This window comes from Xanthobacter sp. DMC12, from assembly GCF_056314105.1.
In genome coordinates, this window is record NZ_JBQUYZ010000002.1 from 324,611 (window position 1) to 344,841 (window position 20,231).

The window sequence follows — 20,231 nt, forward strand, 5'->3', positions numbered from 1 at the left end:
TGACGCATTCATTTTTTATCGTAAAACAGTAATTATTCAACCCAAAATGAGAGATCGAATGCGTTTCTTTCCCGCCCTTGGGCGCGCCCTGCGGCCGCTCGCCGTGCTGGCGCTCGTTCTGTCCGTCGGTGCCTGCTCCCATGTGCCCATCAGCTCTTTGCCCCAGCTCGCCACCCTTGATCTCGAGACGGCGGACCTCACCGTCCTGCGTGCGGCCGTGCGTGCGCCGAAGGAGATCGTCGCGGTGCCCGGCGGGGCGTTCGTTGTCATGACCTACTGGCGACAGGGCGAGGAGGCCCGCAAGACCACCGTGCAGGCGGCGCTGGAGGTGGAGGCTGATCCGAAAGCGCTCTCGGCGCTGAAGGAGGAAGAGCGCGCGGGCATGCGCATCACCGTCTTCCGGCTGACGGACGAAGGCCGCCGCAAGCTGGAGGCGGCGCGCAGCGAGGCGCTGGCGCTGAAATCGGACGAGCTGGCGAAGGGCCGGCGCGCCAGCGGATCCCTAGCGGTTTCCGCGGAGGGGTGCGTGCGCGGCACGCTGCCGGCGGGGCCGCTCCTGCTCAGCACCTATCTCCGGCTGAAGCCGGGCGGAAATTTCGTGACCCTGATCCAGGACATCGACCTGAGGACCCTGCTCGCCCAGGCCGGCTCCGACGAGACGGCCATGAAGCCGTGTGTCAATTGAAGCCCTGCGCCAATTGCCCGGGGCTCACGCTTCGGCCGGCGGAATCTCCACTTCCATCGCCTCGTGGCCGGTCAGGCGGAAGAAGGCGCGCAGCGCATCCGGCGTGAGCACGGTGGTGCGGGCATTGGTGAGCGGGTGGCAGCCCACGAGATCGGCGCGCATGAGCGCGGCGTCGATGGCGAAGCGGACATGGCCTTGGGTGTCGTTGGCGAGCGCCAGCAGGCTCACCGAGCCGGGCAGGATGCCGAGGTGCTCCATGAGCGCCTCCGGTGAGGCGAAGGAGAGCGAGCCCTTCGCCCCGAGCGGTCCGCGCAGGGCCTTGAGGTTCACCGGGGTGTCCTCGGCCAGCGTGAGCAGGAAATAGGTCTTCTTCCCGTCGCGCAGGAACAGGTTCTTCGTGTGGGCGCCGGGAATGTCGCCGCGCAGCGCCTGGGATTCGGCCACCGTGTGGACGGGCGGATGCTCGTAGGTGGTGCCGGGGATGTCGTTCTGGGCGAGGAGGGCGAGGAGCGTGTCGGGCGTGTGGGGCGTGTCGGACGTATTGGTCATGGGCCGGTCGGTCTGGACGGGGAAGAGGCGAGCCTTAGACCCGTCCCGCTGCCTCGGGCAAGCAGGCTCCCGCATTGACGGCCCAAAGGCCGTTCGTCCGGGGCCCTGAACAGCCCGCCAGCCCGAGGGCGTGAAGGCCGCCCGCTCCACGGAGCCGGCGGCCTGTTCAGTCAGCGCAGCTGGGTGAGGCACGCGCCGGCCGCTTCGGCGGCGGGGCGGGCGTTGCTCATGGAGACGGCGCCGGACTGCACCAGGGCCTTGGTCTTCGCGGTCACGAGCGCGCGCGGGTCGGACGCGCTGGCGAAGCCCGGCGCGACGGCGGCATAGATCGCCTTGGCGTCGGCGCCGAGGCCGGCGGCGCACTGATCGGCCGAGGCCTTGTCGGCGAGCGCCGGGGCGGCGCAGGCGAGGGTGAGGGCGGCGGCGCAGAGCAGGGACTTCATGGGGTGTTGCCTCCAGTGGATTTCAGAACGCGCGCGATCAGCGCACGCCGACGCGGTTCACCGGGCCGCCGGCATTCACGCCGGCTCCGGGCGCGACACCGACACCGGGCGCACCGACGCCGACGCCGGGGGTGACCCCCACGCCGGGGGCACCGGCGCCGGGCACGCAGCCTGCGGGATAGCCGGGCCGGGTGCAATGGACCGCTGCACGGGCCGCCGGGGCCGTGGGACGGGCGACGCAGCCCTTGGGAACGCCGACCGTCCGGCAATAGACCACGGCGCCCGCGGGAGCGGTCGTCGCGAGCGTGACGACGGCGGCGGGGGGTATCGCGGCGAGGGTTGCGGCAAGGAAAGCGGAACGTGTCAGCACGCGCAGTCGCATGGCGGCCTCGGCATCCTTGGAAGACACCTGTGCGTGACGCCCGGGGTGACACCACGCCGAGGTGACTTCATGTGAGCTAGGCGCCATCCTGTCTTACCGCAATGGCGATTCTTGGCCCGACTGACGTTGGGTCCTGCGGGACGATGGGGCGGAGGCGCGGGTGCCGGGGCGGGTGGCGGAGCGGTCGGGTTCGGCGGTGGATTGGCTTGCCGCGTGCGGGGCCGAGACGCGGGCGGCGCTTGCCGCCCATCCGGACTTCCGGCCGGCGGTAGCGCGCCTCATCAGCGAGATCAGCGCGCTCTACAGCGGCAACCGCCTGCTCAATCGGCTGCTCAGCGATCGCGGCCGCAACATGCTGGGCCTTCTGGTTCTCTATCTCGATGCCTTGCCGCCGGCCGAGGGCGGTGGGCTGACGGCGGCGCGGATCGTCGCCCTGTGTACCGCAACCGGCCTGTGCAGCCGGGGCCGGGCGAAGGCGATGCTCGCCCTCATGCGCTGGGGCGGCTATCTGACGTCGGCGGCGCCGACCGAGGATCGACGGGTGAAGCCGCTGATCCCGCAGGAGAAGCTCGTTGCCCTCCAGCACCAGCGGTGGCGCCTCGTTTTCGAGGCCGGCAGCGCGCTCGATCCTGAACTCGCCCGGCTGGCGCCCCGCCTTTCGGATGCGGCCTTCACGCGGATGCTCGCGGTGATGCTGGGCGATGCCTTCCTCGCCGGCTTCCGCCCGGTCTCCGCGGCCCGCGAACTGGAGGATCTGGTTGATCGCGACGGCGGTCTGATGGTGCTGATCGCGCTGCTCACCGCCGAATCGGCGGGCGACGAGCCACCCTCCATCGCCAATCTCGCGCGCCGCTTCCACCTGTCGCGGGCGCATGTGCTCGATTTGCTGCGGCTGAGCGAGGAGCGCGGACTGGTGGAGCGCGGCGCGCGCGGCACCGGCCATCTGTCCCCGCTGGGGCGGGACGCGCTGGAGCGCTTCTTCGCCTGTATCCTAGCCGTGATGTCGGGCGCCGCCCGTGCCGCCGAGGCCCGTCTTCACGGCGCGTGAAAGCACCTTCGCCCGGAACGCCCTTTCGCTCCTGCACAATTTCCTTAAGACTAAGGTCGAAAGAGACGTGCGCCGCAGCAGCGGACGAGTCTGGGGGAAATCGGATGACGAATTTGGCACTTTCGAGCGGCATCGCGCCGCGCGCAGAGGACGTGAAGGACCAGCCGCTGCGCGACGACATCCGGCTGCTCGGCCGCATTCTCGGTGACACCGTGCGTGACCAGGAAGGCGCCGAGGTGTTCGACCTCGTGGAGCGCATCCGCCAGTTGTCCATCCGCTTTCACCGTGACGACGACCAGGCGGCCCGCGATGAGCTGGGCGGCCTGCTCGGCGCGCTGCCTGCCGACCGCTCCCTCGATACCATCCGGGCCTTCAGCTACTTTTCCCACCTCGCCAACATCGCCGAGGACCAGCACCACATCCGCCGCAACCGCGCCCACGCCATCGCCGGCTCGGCGCCGCGGGCGGGCAGCCTCGCCTATGCCTTTTCGCGTGCGGAGCAGATGGGCATCGGCCGCGAGGCGCTGGCCCACTTCTTCTCCGGCGCGCGCATGAGCCCGGTGCTCACCGCCCACCCCACCGAGGTGCGCCGCAAGAGCACGCTCAACCGCGAGATGGAGATCGCCGCCGAGCTGGATCGCCGCGAGCGCGTGGTGCCCACCCCGCAGGAGCGGGAGGAGGGCGAGGAAATCCTGCGCCGCGCGGTGCTGACCCTGTGGCAGACGGCGCTGCTGCGTCGCATCAAGCTGACCGTGCTGGACGAGGTGGCGAACGGTCTCTCCTATTACGATTACACCTTCCTCACCGAGGTGCCGCGCCTTTATTGCGCCATCGAGGATCGCCTCGCCGAAGAGGGGGACGAGGTGCAACTGCCCTCGTTCCTGCGCATCGGCAGCTGGATCGGCGGCGACCGTGACGGCAACCCCTTCGTCACCGCCCAGGTGCTGAAGGAGACCGTGCGCCTGCACCGCGACCGCATCCTCGCCCATTACGAGGAGGAACTGGTGGCGCTCGGGGCCGAGCTGTCCCTGGCCCAGCGCCTCGTGACCGTATCCGATGCCCTCACCGCGCTCGCCGCCCGCTCACCGGACCGCTCCCAGGAACACCGCGAGGAGCCCTATCGCCTCGCCCTCGCCTACGTGCTGGAGCGCCTCCGCCAGACCGGCCGCAAGCTGCGCGGGGAGCCGCTGACGGCCGAAGGGCTTGTGCCCTACGCCACGGCGCAGGAGTTCCGTGCGGACCTCGACATCATCAGCGAGTCGCTGGTGGCAAACGGCTCGAAGGTGCTGGCGCGCGGGCGGCTTCGGCTGCTGCGTCGCGCGGCCGACTGCTTCGGCTTCCACCTCGCCTGCATCGATCTCAGACAGAATTCCGACGTCCATGAGCGTGTGGTCGCGGAACTGCTGGAGAAGGCAGTGCCCGGCAGCAACTACGCGGGCCTCGACGAGGAGGCGCGCATCGCGCTGCTGCTCAAGGAGCTGGCGACGCCCCGGCCGCTCGCCTCGCCGTTCATCGCCTATTCGGACGAGACCTGCTCGGAGCTCGACATCCTCCGCGAAGCGGCCGCCGCGCACCGCGCGCTCGGACGGGAGGTGATCCCCAACGCCATCATCTCCAAGGGCGAGGGTGTGTCGGACCTCCTCGAGGTGGCGCTGCTGCTCAAGGAGGTCGGCCTCGTCACCAGCGACGGGGCGGGCGGGCTCGTGAGCGAGGTGAACATCATCCCGCTGTTCGAGACCATCTCGGACCTCAAAGCCTGCGCCAAGGTGATGGACCGCGCCTTCGCCATTCCCGCCTATCGCAAGCTGGTGGAAAGCCGCGGCGCCGAGCAGGAGGTGATGCTCGGCTATTCGGACAGCAACAAGGACGGCGGCTTCGTCACTTCCGGCTGGGAACTGTACAAGGCGGAGATCGGCCTCATCGAGGTATTCCGCGCGCATGGGGTGCGCCTGCGCCTGTTCCACGGTCGCGGCGGTTCGGTGGGCCGGGGCGGCGGGCCGAGCTACGACGCCATCCTCGCCCAGCCGGGTGGGGCGGTGAACGGGCAGATCCGCATCACCGAGCAGGGCGAGATCATCGCCTCCAAATATTCCAACCCCGATGTGGGGCGGCGCAATCTGGAGATTCTCGTCTCAGCAACGCTGGAAGCCTCCCTGCTCCAGCCGCAATACAAGGCGCCGCGCACCGAATTCCTCACCGCCATGGAGGACATCTCGGACACCGCCTTCGCCGCCTATCGCAACCTCGTCTACGAGACCGAGGGCTTCGAGGACTATTTCTGGTCTTCCACCGTCATCAATGAGATCGCGACGCTGAACATCGGCTCGCGCCCGGCCTCGCGGGCCAAGACCCGCTCCATCGAGAAGCTGCGCGCCATTCCATGGGTGTTCTCCTGGGCGCAGTGCCGGCTGATGCTGCCGGCCTGGTACGGCTTCGGCACGGCGGTGGAGGCGTTCGTGGCGCGCCGGCCGGACTATGGCCTCTCCTTCCTCAAGGCCATGCAGCACGAATGGCCCTTCTTCCGCACGCTCCTGTCCAACATGGACATGGTGCTGGCGAAGAGTTCGCTTGCCATCGCCTCGCGCTATGCGGAGCTGGTGCCGGACGTGGAATTGCGCACCGCCATCTTCGGCCGCATCCGCGCGGAATACGAGCTGACGCTGAAGCATCTCCTCGCCATCATGGACCAGCAGAAGCTGCTGGAGGGCAATCCGCTGCTGGATCGCTCCATCCGCAACCGCTTCCCCTATCTCGATCCGCTGAACCACCTGCAGGTGGAGCTTCTGCGCCAGCACCGCGCCAGCCCCGGCGACGACAAGGTGCTGCACGGCATCCAGCTGTCCATCAACGGCATCTCGGCCGGCCTGCGCAACTCGGGCTGAGGGCGCACCTGTCCCGTTCCGGCACAGGCCGGGACGGGCGATCGGGACGCAGCGGGAACGGGGCGTGACCGAATCGGCTGCGGCCCCGTTTTCCGGGTTCGTTCTCTCTCTGGCGGTGCTTCCCTTGGGGTGGGCTCTTCCCTGTGGCGTCGCTTGGCGCTCTAATCGAAACGATTAGGGCCCGCAGCCCCAACAGAAGCAGCCCAAGGGATTTCGTATGCCCCTCACCCTCGGCGTCATCGCTGACGACTACACCGGCGCCTCCGACCTCGCGAACACGCTGTCAAAGGAGGGCGTGCGCACCGTCCAGACCATCGGCGTGCCGGATGCCGCGCTGGCGCTGCCGGATGCCGACGCCGTGGTGGTGTCGCTGAAAAGCCGGTCCATCCCGGCGGACGAGGCGGTGGCGCAGTCGCTGGCGGCCTATGCGTGGCTGAAGGGGTGGGGCGCGTCGCACGTCCTGTTCAAGGTCTGCTCCACCTTCGATTCCACCGACGAGGGCAATATCGGTCCCGTCACCGATGCCCTGCGTATCGCCACTGGCGCCGCCATCGTGCCGGTGACCCCGGCGTTCCCGGAGACCGGGCGCACCGTCTACATGGGCCACCTCTTCGTGGGCGGCGTGCCGCTGAATGAGAGCCCGCTCAAGGACCACCCCCTCAACCCCATGACCGATTCGGACCTGAAGCGCGTGCTCGCCCGCCAGAGCGCCGGCCGGGTGGGGCTGGTGCCGCTGAAGGACGTGGCGGCGGGCGCCGATGCTGTCTCCTCGCGGCTTGAGCAACTGGCGCTGGAGGGACGCACAGCGGCCATCGTGGATGCGGTGTTCGACCGGGATCTGGAGGCGGTGGGCATTGCGGCGGCGGCATTGCCGCTCTCCACCGGCGCTTCCGGCCTCGGCCTCGGTCTGGCGCGGGCGCTGATCGCGGACGGGCGGGTGTTGCGGCAGCAGAGCGACGGCGCGGCATTGGCGGCGGGCATCGGCGGGTATGCGGCGGTGGTCGCGGGCAGCTGCTCGAAGGCGACGCTGGAGCAGATCGCCATCGCGGAAGGCCAGATGCCCGTGCTGCGGCTCTCCGCCGAACGCCTCGTGACCCATCCCGAGGCGGAGGTCGCCGCCGCGCTGGAGTGGGGGAAGGCGCGCCTCGCATCCGGGCCGGTGCTGATCGCCGCGAGCGGAGCGCCCGAGCAGGTGGCCGAGGTGCAGGCCCGCTTCGGCCGTCACGCGGCGGGCGTCGCCATCGAGCACGGCACGGCGGCGATTTCCGAAGGGCTGGTGGCGGCCGGGGTGCGCCGGCTCGTGCTGGCCGGCGGCGAGACATCCGGAGCAAGCGTGGACCGGCTGAAGATTCCCGCCTTCCTCGTCGGCCCCGAGATCGCTCCCGGCGTGCCCCTGCTGCGCACGGAGGGGCAACCGGGTGAACCCATGGTGCTGGCGCTGAAATCCGGAAATTTCGGCGGGCCGGACTTCTTCGCGAAGGCGCTCGCGATGATGGGTGTTGGGTGAAACGTTCGGCCGAGTAACCGGCCAAGACGCAGCATAAAAAAAGCCCGGCTGAACGGGGCAGTCCGTTCGGCCGGGCGTCGTCCGCGGGTCACGTCGCGGAGCGGTCTTCAATGTGACGAATGCGGGGCTCTGCCCCCGATGGGGCGAGCCCCGGCTGAGTGCCCTCCTCAGCCGCCGTGGGCGGGGCCGGAATGGGGGTCGTTATCCGAGAACGGGCCGGAAGTGGTCGCGGCCGTGGTGTCGGGGTGCTGCTGGGCGCGCTGTTCCTGGATGCGGGAGCCGGCGGCCTGACGCTCGAGGCTCACAGGCGCGGCATTGATCGGCAGGCGGGCCTCGTCGCTGTAAGCTCCGGCGGCGACGGCGTGCGCCTCGTTGTTCAGCGCGGTCACGTATTCGTCGGCGAATGCGGAGGTCGCGGAAGCGGAAAGTCCCGTGGCAATCAACGCCGCCGCAATAATCTTCGCAGTGTTCAGGGTCTTCATGGTCTTCTTTCCTATACATCCACCAGTACACGAGGTGGCGACGCGCCATGTGTGTTCGGCTTCGTCTGGCGGTGAACTTATGTATTCGGGAAACTTTCGCAAATCACGACGGCGTGTGCGCTGCAATAACAAAATTGTCATCGCCATCTGCGCGAAGATCGATTTGCATTCGTGCACATGAACGCGGAATTTATCTCCGCATGACGGAAAACGGATGCGATTTATATCTGGATCGTTTGTCTACAAACATCAGTTTTAAACTGCGAATTACATTGGATATGAATGTTATTTCGCTGATTTTATGAATGTGCCAATCGTATTTTCAACGATGTCGTAAGGGCTGAGCGCTGTAAAAAAGCCCCGGCATCTTGCGATGCCGGGGCCGGGCAGACGTATGCGTGGTCTCGAAGCGGATCAGGACCCGGAAGGGCTGCTTGGCCGCCTCCTATTCCCCCGGCTGGAGCGCATGAGGCGCGTGAGCGGCCGGCGTGCTTCCCACGGTCCCGTGCCCGTGCTGGGTGAGCGGCCGGTTGCCCGCCAGCCCGCGCAGCATCACGTAGAACACCGGCGTCAGGAAGATGCCGAACACCGTCACGCCGATCATGCCGGCGAACACCGCCGTACCCATGGCCTGCCGCATCTCCGCGCCCGCGCCAATGGAGGTGACGAGTGGCACCACGCCCATGATGAAGGCGAGGGAGGTCATCAGGATCGGGCGGAGCCGGAGCCGGCTCGCCTCGATGGCCGCCTGGACCGGCGTGCGCCCCTCGAATTCCAGTTCGCGGGCGAATTCCACGATCAGGATCGCGTTCTTCGCCGAGAGCCCCACCAGCACCACGAGGCCGATCTGGGTGAAGACGTTGTTGTCCCCGCCCGCGAGCCACACGCCGGTCATGGCGGCGAAGAGGCCTGTCGGCACGATCATGATGATGGCGAGCGGCAGAACCAGGCTCTCGTATTGCGCCGCCAGCACCAGGAAGACGAGGAAGATGGCGAGCGGAAAGACGAACACCGCCGAATTGCCGGCCAGGATGTCCTGGTAGGTCAGTTCGGTCCACTCGAAGGAGAAGCCCTTGGGCAGGGTCTCCCTGGCGATGCGCTCCACCGCCTGCTGCGCCTCGCCCGAGGAGAAACCGGGCGCGGCGCCGCCGTTCACGTCGGCGGAGAGGAAGCCGTTGTAGCGCATGGCCCGCTCCGGCCCGGCCGCCGAGCGCACCTTGAGCAGCGCGGAGAGCGGGATCATCTCGCCCGTGGCCGATCGTACCTTGAGCGTGCCCACGTCCTCTGCGCGGGCGCGGAAGGGGGCGTCGGCCTGGACGCGCACCGTGTAGGTGCGGCCGAACTTGTTGAAGTCGTTCACATAGGACGAGCCGAGATAAATCTGCATGGTCTCGAACACGTCGGTGACGGCCACATTCAGCTGGCGCGCCTTCACCCGGTCGATGTCGGCGAAGAGCTGCGGCACGTTCACCTGATAGGAGGAGAACAGGCCGGCCAACTCCGGCGCCTGCCGGGCCGCGCCGAGGAAGGCCTTGGTGGCCTCGTCGAGGGCGGCATAGCCGAGGCCGGCGCGGTCCTCGATCTGCAGCTTGAAGCCGCCGATGGTGCCGAGGCCCTGCACCGGCGGGGGCGGGAACATGGCGATCATCGCGTCCGGGATGCCGGCAAACTTGCCGTTCAGCTTCATGGCGATGGCATTGCCGTTCAGCCCGGGGTCGCGCCGCGCCTCGAACTCATCGAGACCGACAAAGACGATGCCGGAGTTGGACGAGTTGGTGAAGCCGTTGATGGACAGGCCCGGGAAGGCGATGGCCGACTTCACGCCCGGCTCCTTCAGGGCGATGTCGCTCATCTTGCGGATCACCTCCTCGGTGCGGTCGAGGGTGGCGCCGTCGGGAAGCTGGGCGAAGCCGACGAGATACTGCTTGTCCTGTCCCGGCACGAAGCCGGGGGGCACCGCCTTGAACAGCACGCCGGTCATCGCCACCAGCACGATGTAGAGGCCGAGCATCAGCACCTTCTGGCCGATGACGCGGCGGACCACTCCGCCATAGGCATTGGAACCGCGCACGAAGGCCTTGTTGAAGCCGCGGAAGAACCAGCCGAACAGCCGGTCCATGATGCGGGTGAGGCGGTCCTTCGGCGCGTCGTGGCCCTTCAGCAGCAGGGCCGAAAGCGCGGGCGAGAGGGTCAGCGAGTTGACGGCCGAGATCACCGTCGAGATGGCGATGGTGAGGGCGAACTGCTTGTAGAACTGGCCCGTGAGGCCGGTGATGAAGGCGAGCGGCACGAACACCGCGATCAGCACGAGGGCGATGGCGATGATGGGGCCGGAGACCTCCTGCATGGCCTTGTAGGTGGCCTCGCGCGGGGAGAGGCCGCCCTCGATGTTGCGCTCCACATTCTCCACCACGACGATGGCGTCATCCACCACGATGCCGATGGCGAGCACCAGGCCGAACAGCGTCAGCGCATTGATGGAGAAGCCGAACACGTACATCACCGCGAACGTGCCGACGATGGAGACCGGCACCGCCAGCAGCGGGATGATGGAGGCCCGCCACGTCTGGAGGAACACGATCACCACCAGCACCACCAGCGCGACGGCTTCGAGCAGCGTGTGGACCACGGCGTCGATGGAGGCGCGCACGAACTGGGTGGTGTCGTAGACGATGGAATAGTCCACGCCCTCCGGCATGTTCTGCTTGATCTCCTCCATCACCCGCCGCGTGTCGTCGGCGATGCGGATGGCGTTGGAGCCCGGCGCCTGGAAGATCGGCACCGCCACCGCCTGGGTGTTGTTGAGGAGGGAGCGCAGGGCATATTCGGAAGCACCCAGCTCGATGCGCGCCACGTCCTTCAACAGCACGATCTCGCCGTTGGCGCCGCTCTTCACCACGATGTTGGCGAACTCCTCCTCGTTGGCGAGGCGGCCCTGTGCGTTGATGGAAAGCTGGAGATTGAGCCCCGGCGCGCCGGGGGAGGCACCGACCACGCCGGCCGCCGCCTGCACGTTCTGGGCGCGGATCTCGCGCACCACGTCGGCGGCGGAAAGGCCGTGCTCGGCCACCTTCTGCGGGTCCAGCCAGATGCGCATGGAATAGTCGCCCGCGCCGAACAACTGCACTTGCCCCACGCCGTCGATGCGGGCGAGGCGGTCCTTCACGTTCAGCACCGCGTAGTTGCGCAGGTAGGTCGTGTCGTAGCGATTGTTGGGGGAAATGAGGTGGACCACCATGGTGAGGTCCGGCGAGGACTTCACGGTGGTGACGCCGAGGCGCCGCACCTCTTCCGGCAGGCGGGGCTCGGCCTGCGAGATGCGGTTCTGGACCAGCTGCTGCGCCTTGTCCGGGTCGGTGCCCAGCTTGAAGGTGACGGTCAGCGTCATGATGCCGTCGGTGGTGGCCTGGCTCGACATGTAGAGCATGCCCTCGACGCCGTTGATGGATTCCTCCAGCGGGGTCGAGACCGTCTCGGCGATCACCTTGGGATTGGCCCCGGGATAGGTGGCGCGCACCACCACCTGCGGCGGCACCACCTCGGGATATTCCGAGATGGGCATGGCCCGCATGGCGATGAGGCCGGCGAGGAAGATGAGGACGGAGAGCACGCCGGCGAAGATCGGGCGGTCGATGAAAAATCTGGACAGGTTCATGGAACCCTCCCGCCACGCGGCGGCTGGATGAAGACGGGCGAAACGCGGAACGCGGCCGGCACCCCCGCTGCGCTGGGCGCGCGGGAATGACCCGGCAAAGGGGTGAGGGGCTGCACCGGACGAGGGGGGCGTTTACGCCCGGCGCAGCCCTCTCCCGACCCCCTCCGTGCGGGGAGGGGGCGAGGCGATGTCCTGGGAGCGGTAGCCGTCCCGGCGGGGCCGGAAAGGCCGGCTTGGGTCAGTTCGTGCGGGTGGTCGCCGCGTCGCTCACCCGCATGGCGACGGGCTCGGGCGTGACGGCGGCGCCGGGGCGGACCCGGTGAAGGCCGTTGACGACCACGCGCTCTCCGGCAGTCAGGCCATTGGTGACGACGCGCAGACCGTCCACGGGAGCGCCGAGGGTCACCTCGCGCCACACCGCCTTGTTGGAGGCATCGACCACGAAGACGAACTTCTTGTCCTGGTCGGTGCCCACGGCGCGCTCGCTGACGAGCACGGCGGGCGCGGCCTTGGGCTGGCCCATCTCCAGCCGCACGAACTGGCCCGGCAGGAGCCGCCCATCCGGATTGGCGAAGCGGGCGCGGACGCGGACCGTGCCGGTGCGGGGATCGACCTGATTGTCCACCAGCTGCATCACGCCTTCCACCGGCGGGGTGCCGGCGGCGACGGTCATCAGCACCGGGATCTGGTCGAGCCGGTCGGCCACGTCACCGCCGCCGCCGAGACCGGCGAGGGCGCGGGCGACGGTGCCTTCGTCGGCGCTGAAGCTGGCGTAGATGGGGTCCACCGAGACGAGCGTGGTGAGCACCGGCGCGCCGGGGCCGGCGGCCACCAGATTGCCGACCGTGATCTCCGACTTGCCGACGCGACCCGACACCGGGGCGCGGACCTTGGTGTAGGAGAGGTTGAGCTTCGCCGCGGCCAGCTTCGCCTGCGCGGCCCTGAGACCGGCCTCGGCGGCGCGCTGGCCGTTGAGGCGCTCGTCCAGGGTGCTCTGGGAGAGCGTCTTGGTGGTGAAAAGCTTCTCGCCGCGCTCCAGCTCGTTGCGGGCGAGGTCGAGGCGGGCCTGGACCGAGGCGACCTGCGCCTCGGCCTCGGCCACGTCCGCCTCATAGGGCTCGGGATCGATGGAGACGAGGAGTTCGCCCTCCCGCACCAGCGCGCCTTCGCGGAAATGCACCGCCTTGATGGCGCCGGCCACGCGGGAGCGCACCTCCACTCGCTCCACCGCCTCCAGGCGACCGGAGAAGGTGTCGAACAGGCGCGCCTCGCGCTGCTCGACGGTGGCCACCGAGACCGGCACGGCCGGCGGGGCGGACGCCGCCGCGGCTGCGGGCTTGTCGGCATGGGCGCCGCCTTCCTTGGGCAGGCCGTAGAGCACGCCGAATACCGCGAGCAGCGCGGCAGTGCCGAGCAGCAGAGCCTCCCGGAGGCGGGACTTCTTCGCGGCGGCGGGCTTGGTGGAAATCTGGGTAGGGGGCGTATCGTTCGGAGCGGAGTTCGGAGCGGAGTTCGGGGCGGTCATGGGGGCAGTCCTTGGCGGTCGGTCTGTCAGAGGACGGCCGGATCGGCCTTCAGCCGACCGGTCCGTGAAGCGGGACGCGTGGAAACGAAGAAATCGCGGAACAGGTCGCGCATGGCGGTGCTCCAGGCAGCCGGTTTGGGCGCCGGACACGAGATGCTGTCGGGCCATTCGGTCGGGCCCTGAAGGATGTGCACGCAGGTCGGAACGCCGGCCGAGGCGAGCGCATCGGCATAGCGCCGGCTCTCGTCGCACATGGGGCAGTCCTCCGCGCTCAACACCAGCGCCGGCGGCAGGGCGCCGAGGCGGGACGAGGCGAGGGGCGCGGCATAGGGATGAGCTGCCTTCTCGGGCGAGCCGAGATAGGTCTGCCAGCCATCCGCCCACTTGCAGCCGCAGCTGCCGGCATCGGCGCGGCGGATGGAGGCGGTGGCGAGGCTGGGGTCGAGCATGGGCGAGACGAGGATCTGCCCGGCGATGGGAGGGGACTGCTGGTCACGCGCCATCATGGCGAGGCCGGCGGCGAGGTTGCCACCCGATTCCTCCCCCGCGAGATAGAGCGGCGCGCCGCGCCCGGCGAGGGCGGCCCGGCGGCGATAGACGTCGGTGACGGCGGCGAACAGCGCTGTCAGGGCGAAGGGGAACGGGTGCTCGCAGGCCAGCGGATAGTCCGCCGAAACCACCACCGCCCCGGCCGCTGCCAGGATGCCGGAGATATAGGCTCCGCACTCCAGATTTCCGCCGGTGAAGGCGCCGCCGTGGAGGTGGAAGACGAGTGGCGCGGACCCCTTTGCCGGACGCGCCCCATAGAGCCGCGCCGGCAGCGCGCCGGTCCCGGTCTCAAGGGTGATGGTCTCGGTGGCGGTGGTCATGATCTCGTCCCTCGCGTGAGGCCGGCGGCGGCCGCGCTCTCACGCCCTTGTGCAATGCAGTAACGATATTGGAGGGATAGAACGCGATAAACCGCCTTAACGTGACATCATTATTCACGTAACGGAACAGTATGCACAGAAGGGCCTGCCCATGGACCAGCTCACGGCGATGCGCGCCTTCACCCGCGTGGTGGAAACCGGCAGTTTCACCCGGGCGTCCGACCTGCTGGTCATGCCGAAGGCAACGCTCACCAAACACGTTCAGTCGCTTGAGGCGCATTTGCAGACGCGCCTCCTCAACCGCACCACGCGGCGGGTGACGGTGACGCCGGACGGGGCGGCCTATTACGAGCGGGCGCTCGCCATCCTCCACGACATCGAGGAACTGGACGGCTCCCTTTCCTCCGCCCAGGCGGCCCCGCGCGGCAAGCTGCGCATCGACATTTCCCCCTCGCTGGCGACGCAACTGCTGATGCCGGCCCTGCCGGACTTCTTCGAGCGCTATCCCGATATCGCGCTGGACGTGGGCTGCACGGACCGGCCGGTGGACCTGCTCGGCGAGAATGTGGACTGCGTCATCCGCGTCGGCGAGATCCGCGATCCGAACCTTGTGGCGCGACGCATCGGCGTGCTGCGCTTCGTCACGGCCGCGTCGCCGGGCTATCTCGCGCGTTACGGCGTCCCGAAGCACCCCCTCGACTTCGAGGAGACGCACAAGTTGATCCGCTATTTCAGCCAGCAGAGCGGCCGCTACCACCCCTTCGATTTCACCCGCGGCGACGAAGTGGTGGAGCTGACCGGGCGCTACAGCGTCGCCACCAATGATGGCAATGCCTACATCGCCGCGGCGCTGGCCGGCATGGGCGCGATCATGTCACCCACCTTCCAGGTGGAGGAGCACCTCGCCTCCGGAGCGCTGGTGCCCATCCTGCCGGACTGGGAGGCGGGCGAAATGCCCATCCATGTGGTCTATCCGCCGAGCCGCCACCTCACCAGCCGGCTGCGGGTGTTCGTGGACTGGGTGGCCGAACTCTTCGCCCGCTCCGAGGTCACCCGCCGCCGGGCGGCGTGAGGGCGCGGACTAGTCGTCCGAATAGCGCTGCTCGGCCCACGGGTCGCCGCGCATGTGATAGCCGCGCTCCTCCCAGAAGCCGGCCTTGTCGCGGGCGATGAACTCGATCGCCTTGATCCACTTGGCGCTCTTCCAGAAATAAAGGTGCGGCACCACGAGCCGCGCGGGGGCACCGTGTTCCTGAGTCAGGGGCCGGCCTTCCCAGCTATGGGCGATGAGGGCGTCCTCCGAGGCGAAATCGGCCAGCAGAAGATTCGTCGTGTAGCCGTCATAGCTGTGCAGCATCACCGCCGCCGCATGGGGCGCCGGGCGCACGACCTCCAACAGGTCGCGCGTCAGCACCCCTTCCCACGTGTTGTCGTAGCGCGACCAGGTGGTGACGCAATGGATGTCGCTGAGGCTGCGGCTCTGGGGCAGGGCGGAGAACGCCGCCCAGTCCAGCGAGAGGGCGGACTCCACCGCGCCGGTCACGTCCAGGCGGAAGGATTCCCGCGTCACCACGGGCTGGAGGCCGAGGTCGAGCACCGGCCAGTCGCGCACCAGATGCTGGCCGGGCGGCAGACGCTCGGCATCCGGGCGGGCGATGCGGCCGGTGAGGAAGCGTCCTTCCTCGGCCCAGCGTTGCTTGGTGGTGGTGAGCTTGGTGTCGGGCGGAAGCGCGTCTTCGCTCATGGTGGGCAGCTCCAGGCGAATGGAGCCGCATGATGCCACGTCGGTGGTCGCGGAGGAAATCAGGTTACCGACGAAATCGCCCGGCTTGCCCTGTCGCCGCTTGTGTGGGAGAGGCACGCCCGAAGGACCGGTGACACCATGAGCATGGCCGAGACCAGCGGGGCGGCCCCCGCCGCATTCCCTGATCTTCTGCCTGCCTTGCGGCCGCTCCTGCCGGAGCTGCGCGGCACGCTCACCGCCAATGCGCCGCTCGCGGACTTCACTTGGTTCCGCGTCGGCGGCCCGGCCCAGATCCTGTTCCTGCCGGCCGATGCCGACGACCTCGCCTATGTCCTGAGCCATCTCCCGCTAGATCTTCCGGTGACGGTGATCGGCCTCGGCTCCAACCTCATCGTGCGCGACGGCGGGGTGCCCGGCGTGGTGATCCGCCTCGGCCGCGGTTTCACGGATGTCGCCGTGGAGGGCCCGCGCATCGTCGCCGGCACCGGCGTGCCCGATGTGAAGGTGGCCCGCGCGGCGGCGGATGCGGGGCTGGCCGGCTTCTCCTTCCTGCGCGGCATTCCGGGCGCCATCGGCGGCGCATTGCGCATGAACGGCGGCGCTTATGGCGGCGAGACCAAGGACGTGCTGGTGGAGGCCGAGGGCGTCACCCGCGCCGGCGCCAAGGTGCGCTTCACCAATGCCGAGATGGGCTTCACCTACCGCCATTGCGGCGTGCCGGATGACGTGATCTTCACCCGCGCCCTCTTCGAGGGCCGCCCCGGTGATCCCACGGAGATCGCGGCCGAGATGGCCAAGATCACCGAGAGCCGCGAGGCGACCCAGCCCATCAAGAGCCGCACCGGCGGCTCCACCTTCAAGAACCCGCCCGGCACCAGCGCCTGGAAGCTGGTGGACGCTGCCGGCTGCCGGGGCCTCACCATCGGCCGCGCCCAGGTGTCGGAGCTGCACACCAATTTCCTCATCAATCTCGGCGGCGCCACGGCGTCCGAGATCGAGGGGCTGGGCGAGGAGGTGCGCCGGCGGGTGAAGGACAATTCCGGCGTGACGCTGGAATGGGAGATCAAGCGCATCGGCCTTCCGCTCTCCCCCGCCTGAGCCATTAGCAAAACCTAAAACCGGACCGCGCCATGGTGCTGGCGCAAAGCTGCTCTCTTCAGGGCGGGCGCCGGCGCGCGCCGGTAACGGAACGGGAATGACGTCGATGGCCAAACACGTGGCGGTGCTGATGGGCGGCTGGTCCTCCGAGCGGGAGGTCTCGCTCAATTCGGGCGCCGCCTGCGCCGCCGCCCTGGAAGGCGCCGGCTACCGGGTGACGCCCGTCGATGTGGGCCGCGATGTTGCCGAGGTGCTGGCCCGGCTGAAGCCGGACGTGGTGTTCAACGTGCTGCATGGCGCGCCGGGCGAGGACGGCACCATCCAGGGCATCCTCGAAATCCTGCGCATCCCCTACAGCCATTCCGGCGTGCTGGCGTCCGCCCTCGCGATGGACAAGGCGCAGGCGCGCATCATGCTGGCCGCGGCCGGCGTGCCGGTGGCCAGGGGCGGGCTGGTCAGCCGTGCCGCGGCCGCCAAGGCCCATGCCATGGAACGGCCCTACGTGCTGAAGCCCAATACCGGCGGCTCCAGCGTCGGCGTCTTCATCGTGCGCGAGGACCAGGAGCACCCGCCGCAGGAATTGACGCGCGAGGACTGGACCCTCGGCGAAAATCTTCTTGTGGAGGAATTCATTGCCGGGCTCGAGCTGACCTGCGCCGTGATGGGCGACAAGGTCTTCGATGTCATTGAAATTGAATCGACCCAGGCGTTTTACGATTACGAAAGCAAGTATGCACCGGGTGGCTCGCGCCACATCCTTCCGGCCCGCATTTTACCCGAAATTTACCAACGGGTGCAGATGTTAAGCCTCACGGCGCATCGAGCTCTCGGGTGCCGGGGGGTGTCGCGGAGCGATTTTCGCTTCGACCCGTCGAAGGGCGATGCCTCCGGCCTCGTCTGTCTCGAGGTCAACACCCAGCCCGGCATGACGCGGACGTCTCTGGTGCCAGAACTGGCCGCTCACGCGGGCATCTCATTCGGCGAGCTTGTGACATGGATGGTGGAGGACGCGTCGCTGGATCGCTAGGACCCCGCCCCGGCGCGGGCAGGCGACCCCCGCAGCGCCCCGGAGAGCGCCCAGGAGCAGGCTATGGGTCACGGCCCGATGCCGTCCCCCGCGCCGCTGCGCCGCCCCCCGGGCGGCACAAGCGCCTCGCCATCGATCCCCGGCCGGCCAGCCGCTTCGCGCTGTTCCTGCGCCGCCTGTCGGTGCGCATGTCCACCTCGCGCCTCGGCCGGCGCAGCGCCAGCCTCCTCGCCATCGCGGTGGTCGGCGGCTTCTCCGCCTACGGCACCGTGCTCGGCGGGCATGTGGAAGAGGCGAAAAGCATCGTCATCGACGTGGCGGACGCCGCCGGCAACCTCGCCGGCTTCAAGGTGAAGGAAGTCAACATCGCCGGGCACAATCACGTCACGCCCGCGCAGATTCTCGCGACGGCGGGCATCAAGTCCTCCACCTCCATCCTCTTCCTGAACGCCGACGAGATGCGCGCGCGGCTCGAATCGCTGCCGTGGATCGCCAGCGCCAGCGTGCGCAAATTCTATCCCGACCGGATCGAGATCGCCGTCTCCGAGCGCCAGGCCTATGCGCTCTGGCAGGTCAACGGCGAGCTGAAGGTGATCGCCCGCGACGGCATTCCCATCGCCCCCTATTCGGACGATCCGCGCTACGTGCAACTGCCCATCGTCGTCGGCGAGGGGGCGCAGAACCATGTGGGCGAGATCGTCGACGTGCTCGCCCGTCTGCCCGCCCTCAAGGAGCAGGTGCGCGCCGCCATCTTCGTCGCGGAGCGGCGCTGGACGCTGAAGACCCGCAACGGCATCGACGTGCGCCTGCCGGAAGAGAATCTGGAAGGGGCGCTGGTCGCCCTCATGGACCTCGACCGCGAGAAGAAACTGCTCAGCCGCGACATCACCATCGTCGACCTGCGCCTGCCGGATCGCGTGGTGGTGCGCCAGTCCGACGCTGCCGCCGCCGCCCGCGCCGAAATGCTCAAGGCCCGCGCCAAGGCAAAGAAGGGAGGCCCCGCATGAGGGGACGGCTCGCCCAGGGCTTCGCGCCGAAGATGCGCCCGCTGCCGCCGAAGAAGGGTGGCATCGTGGGGGTGCTCGACATCGGCACCAGCAAGGTGGTCTGCGCCATCGCCCGGCTGAAGCCGCGCGGCGCATCCGACGTGTTGACGCGGCGCACCCACGCCATCGACGTGCTCGGCATCGGCCACACCCGCGCCCACGGAATCAAGGGCGGCGCGGTGGTGGACATGGCCAAGGCCGAACTCGCCATCCGCCAGGCGGTGGACATGGCCGAGCGCGCCTCGGGCGTCCAGATCGCCTCGGTGGTGGTCGGCGTCTCCGGCGGCCGGCTCGCCTCGCAGCATTACGAGGCGGCGGTGCGCCTCTCCGCCCCGGCGGTGGAGGAATTCGACATCCGCCGCGTGCTGGAAGCCGCCTCCACCTACGCGGTGGGCGACGGCCGCGCCGTGATGCACGCGCTGCCCGTGGGCTATTCGCTGGACGGCCGGCGCGGCATCGGCGAGCCGTGCGGGATGCTCGGGCGCGAACTCGGCGCCGACATGCATGTCATCACCGCCGACCTCACCGCGCTGAAGAATCTCGTGCTGTGCGTCGAGCGCTGCCATCTCTCCATCGAGGCCATGGTGGCGGCGCCCTATGCGGCGGCGCTCTCCTCGTTGACGGACGATGAGATGGAACTGGGCGTCACCCTCATCGACATGGGGGCCGGCACCACCACCTTCTCCATCGTCGCCGGCGGCCATTGCCTCTATGTGGACGGCGTGGCGCTGGGCGGCCAGCACATCACCAACGACGTGGCCCGTGGCATGCCCGCGCGCCTTGCCGATGCCGAGCGCCTGAAGGCGCTGCACGGGGCCGTGGTGGCGGTCTCCTCCGACGACCACGACATGCTGACCGTGCCGCCCTTGTCGGGTGATTCGCGCGACCAGCCGCACATGGTTCCCAAGTCCCGGCTCGTCACCATCGTGAAGCCGCGGGCGGAGGAAATCGTCGAACTGTTGCGCGATCGCCTCAGGGCCTCCGGCCATGCCGGGGATGCCGGCCGGCGCATCGTGCTCACCGGCGGCGCGGCGCAGCTTCAGGGGCTTGCCGATCTGGTGGCGCGGGTCATCGGCCCGCAGGTCAGAATCGGCCGCCCGCTTGGCGTTTCCCGTCTTCCCGAGGCGGCGCGCGGCGCGGCCTTCGCGGTGACGGCAGGTCTTCTCGTCTATCCGCAGGTGGCAGGGCTCGAACACTTCGAGCCGCGCCGGCGGCAGGCGGCAGTGGGCGAGGGACCGGGCTATTTCGGTCGCGTCGGCCGCTGGCTGAAGGACAGCTTTTAGACATGG

General features: G+C 68.8%; 17 protein-coding genes. 9 read left to right on the plus strand and 8 right to left on the minus strand.

Annotated elements, in window-relative coordinates:
- The first annotated feature begins 58 nt into the window (after positions 1-58).
- Entirely contained in the window at positions 59-685 is a 627-nt protein-coding gene (locus ACT535_RS09685) for a hypothetical protein (protein ID WP_476364197.1), read from the plus strand.
- A 24-nt stretch (positions 686-709) separates the two neighbouring features.
- Here ACT535_RS09685 and ACT535_RS09690 read toward each other — a convergent pair whose 3' ends face one another.
- The 3 genes from ACT535_RS09690 to ACT535_RS09700 all read right to left on the minus strand — a co-directional run bounded on the left by ACT535_RS09690 (position 710) and on the right by ACT535_RS09700 (position 2,059).
- A complete protein-coding gene (locus tag ACT535_RS09690; protein WP_476364198.1) occupies positions 710-1,234 on the minus strand; it encodes a prolyl-tRNA synthetase associated domain-containing protein in 525 nt (174 codons plus the stop codon).
- Positions 1,235-1,404: 170 nt separating this feature from the next.
- Complete coding sequence (locus ACT535_RS09695) at positions 1,405-1,677, minus strand: hypothetical protein (RefSeq protein ID WP_168458485.1); 273 nt, start codon at positions 1,675-1,677, stop codon at positions 1,405-1,407.
- A gap of 37 nt (positions 1,678-1,714) precedes the next feature.
- A complete protein-coding gene (locus ACT535_RS09700) occupies positions 1,715-2,059 on the minus strand; it encodes a hypothetical protein (protein WP_476364706.1) in 345 nt (114 codons plus the stop codon).
- A gap of 160 nt (positions 2,060-2,219) precedes the next feature.
- Here ACT535_RS09700 and ACT535_RS09705 point away from each other — a divergent pair, with 160 nt between their 5' ends.
- The 3 genes from ACT535_RS09705 to otnK all read left to right on the plus strand — a co-directional run bounded on the left by ACT535_RS09705 (position 2,220) and on the right by otnK (position 7,496).
- Positions 2,220-3,107 carry a hypothetical protein gene (locus ACT535_RS09705; RefSeq protein ID WP_476364199.1) on the plus strand — a complete coding sequence of 296 codons (888 nt, stop codon included), beginning with the start codon at positions 2,220-2,222 and terminating at the stop codon, positions 3,105-3,107.
- A 104-nt stretch (positions 3,108-3,211) separates the two neighbouring features.
- Complete coding sequence (gene ppc, locus ACT535_RS09710; protein WP_476364200.1) at positions 3,212-5,989, plus strand: phosphoenolpyruvate carboxylase; 2,778 nt, start codon at positions 3,212-3,214, stop codon at positions 5,987-5,989.
- Between the two features lie 217 nt (positions 5,990-6,206).
- Entirely contained in the window at positions 6,207-7,496 is a 1,290-nt protein-coding gene (gene otnK, locus ACT535_RS09715) for a 3-oxo-tetronate kinase (protein WP_476364201.1), read from the plus strand.
- A gap of 167 nt (positions 7,497-7,663) precedes the next feature.
- Here otnK and ACT535_RS09720 read toward each other — a convergent pair whose 3' ends face one another.
- From ACT535_RS09720 to ACT535_RS09735, 4 genes are all read right to left on the minus strand, one after another.
- Positions 7,664-7,978 carry a hypothetical protein gene (locus ACT535_RS09720; protein ID WP_476364202.1) on the minus strand — a complete coding sequence of 105 codons (315 nt, stop codon included), beginning with the start codon at positions 7,976-7,978 and terminating at the stop codon, positions 7,664-7,666.
- A 445-nt stretch (positions 7,979-8,423) separates the two neighbouring features.
- A complete protein-coding gene (locus tag ACT535_RS09725) occupies positions 8,424-11,633 on the minus strand; it encodes an efflux RND transporter permease subunit (protein WP_476364203.1) in 3,210 nt (1,069 codons plus the stop codon).
- Between the two features lie 238 nt (positions 11,634-11,871).
- Positions 11,872-13,158: an efflux RND transporter periplasmic adaptor subunit gene (locus ACT535_RS09730; protein WP_476364204.1), complete on the minus strand. Its 1,287-nt coding sequence runs from the start codon at positions 13,156-13,158 to the stop codon at positions 11,872-11,874.
- A gap of 26 nt (positions 13,159-13,184) precedes the next feature.
- Positions 13,185-14,027, minus strand: coding sequence for an alpha/beta hydrolase fold domain-containing protein (locus tag ACT535_RS09735; protein WP_476364205.1), 843 nt, complete (start codon positions 14,025-14,027; stop codon positions 13,185-13,187).
- A 151-nt stretch (positions 14,028-14,178) separates the two neighbouring features.
- Here ACT535_RS09735 and ACT535_RS09740 point away from each other — a divergent pair, with 151 nt between their 5' ends.
- On the plus strand, positions 14,179-15,099 hold the full coding sequence (locus ACT535_RS09740) for a LysR family transcriptional regulator (RefSeq protein WP_168458478.1): 921 nt from the start codon (positions 14,179-14,181) through the stop codon (positions 15,097-15,099).
- A gap of 9 nt (positions 15,100-15,108) precedes the next feature.
- On the opposite strand, the gene ACT535_RS09745 is transcribed toward ACT535_RS09740, so the two are convergent.
- Positions 15,109-15,771, minus strand: a complete 663-nt coding sequence (locus tag ACT535_RS09745) for a sulfite oxidase-like oxidoreductase (protein WP_476364206.1) — start codon at positions 15,769-15,771, stop codon at positions 15,109-15,111.
- 138 nt (positions 15,772-15,909) lie between these two features.
- Between ACT535_RS09745 and murB the strand changes: the two genes are divergently transcribed.
- The 4 genes from murB to ftsA all read left to right on the plus strand — a co-directional run bounded on the left by murB (position 15,910) and on the right by ftsA (position 20,225).
- Complete coding sequence (gene murB, locus ACT535_RS09750) at positions 15,910-16,869, plus strand: UDP-N-acetylmuramate dehydrogenase (protein ID WP_476364207.1); 960 nt, start codon at positions 15,910-15,912, stop codon at positions 16,867-16,869.
- Positions 16,870-16,975: 106 nt separating this feature from the next.
- Entirely contained in the window at positions 16,976-17,896 is a 921-nt protein-coding gene (locus tag ACT535_RS09755; protein WP_393972467.1) for a D-alanine--D-alanine ligase, read from the plus strand.
- A 188-nt stretch (positions 17,897-18,084) separates the two neighbouring features.
- The gene (locus ACT535_RS09760; protein WP_168458475.1) at positions 18,085-18,903 is read left to right on the plus strand and encodes a cell division protein FtsQ/DivIB; all 819 of its coding nucleotides are present in this window, start codon (positions 18,085-18,087) and stop codon (positions 18,901-18,903) included.
- The gene (gene ftsA / locus ACT535_RS09765; protein WP_024281276.1) at positions 18,900-20,225 is read left to right on the plus strand and encodes a cell division protein FtsA; all 1,326 of its coding nucleotides are present in this window, start codon (positions 18,900-18,902) and stop codon (positions 20,223-20,225) included. The genes ACT535_RS09760 and ftsA overlap by 4 nt, the downstream gene beginning before the upstream one ends.
- Positions 20,226-20,231 lie beyond the last annotated feature (6 nt).

Bases quoted from the DNA above. Each gene is read 5' to 3' on its own strand.
- ACT535_RS09685 (WP_476364197.1), top strand. From the start codon at position 59: ATGCGTTTCTTTCCCGCCCTTGGGCGCGCCCTGCGGCCGCTCGCCGTG.
- ACT535_RS09690 (WP_476364198.1), bottom strand. From the start codon at position 1,234: ATGACCAATACGTCCGACACGCCCCACACGCCCGACACGCTCCTCGCC.
- ACT535_RS09695 (WP_168458485.1), bottom strand. From the start codon at position 1,677: ATGAAGTCCCTGCTCTGCGCCGCCGCCCTCACCCTCGCCTGCGCCGCC.
- ACT535_RS09700 (WP_476364706.1), bottom strand. From the start codon at position 2,059: ATGCGACTGCGCGTGCTGACACGTTCCGCTTTCCTTGCCGCAACCCTC.
- ppc (WP_476364200.1), top strand. From the start codon at position 3,212: ATGACGAATTTGGCACTTTCGAGCGGCATCGCGCCGCGCGCAGAGGAC.
- otnK (WP_476364201.1), top strand. From the start codon at position 6,207: ATGCCCCTCACCCTCGGCGTCATCGCTGACGACTACACCGGCGCCTCC.
- ACT535_RS09720 (WP_476364202.1), bottom strand. From the start codon at position 7,978: ATGAAGACCCTGAACACTGCGAAGATTATTGCGGCGGCGTTGATTGCC.
- ACT535_RS09725 (WP_476364203.1), bottom strand. From the start codon at position 11,633: ATGAACCTGTCCAGATTTTTCATCGACCGCCCGATCTTCGCCGGCGTG.
- ACT535_RS09730 (WP_476364204.1), bottom strand. From the start codon at position 13,158: ATGACCGCCCCGAACTCCGCTCCGAACTCCGCTCCGAACGATACGCCC.
- ACT535_RS09735 (WP_476364205.1), bottom strand. From the start codon at position 14,027: ATGACCACCGCCACCGAGACCATCACCCTTGAGACCGGGACCGGCGCG.
- ACT535_RS09740 (WP_168458478.1), top strand. From the start codon at position 14,179: ATGGACCAGCTCACGGCGATGCGCGCCTTCACCCGCGTGGTGGAAACC.
- ACT535_RS09745 (WP_476364206.1), bottom strand. From the start codon at position 15,771: ATGAGCGAAGACGCGCTTCCGCCCGACACCAAGCTCACCACCACCAAG.
- murB (WP_476364207.1), top strand. From the start codon at position 15,910: ATGAGCATGGCCGAGACCAGCGGGGCGGCCCCCGCCGCATTCCCTGAT.
- ACT535_RS09755 (WP_393972467.1), top strand. From the start codon at position 16,976: ATGGCCAAACACGTGGCGGTGCTGATGGGCGGCTGGTCCTCCGAGCGG.
- ACT535_RS09760 (WP_168458475.1), top strand. From the start codon at position 18,085: ATGTCCACCTCGCGCCTCGGCCGGCGCAGCGCCAGCCTCCTCGCCATC.
- ftsA (WP_024281276.1), top strand. From the start codon at position 18,900: ATGAGGGGACGGCTCGCCCAGGGCTTCGCGCCGAAGATGCGCCCGCTG.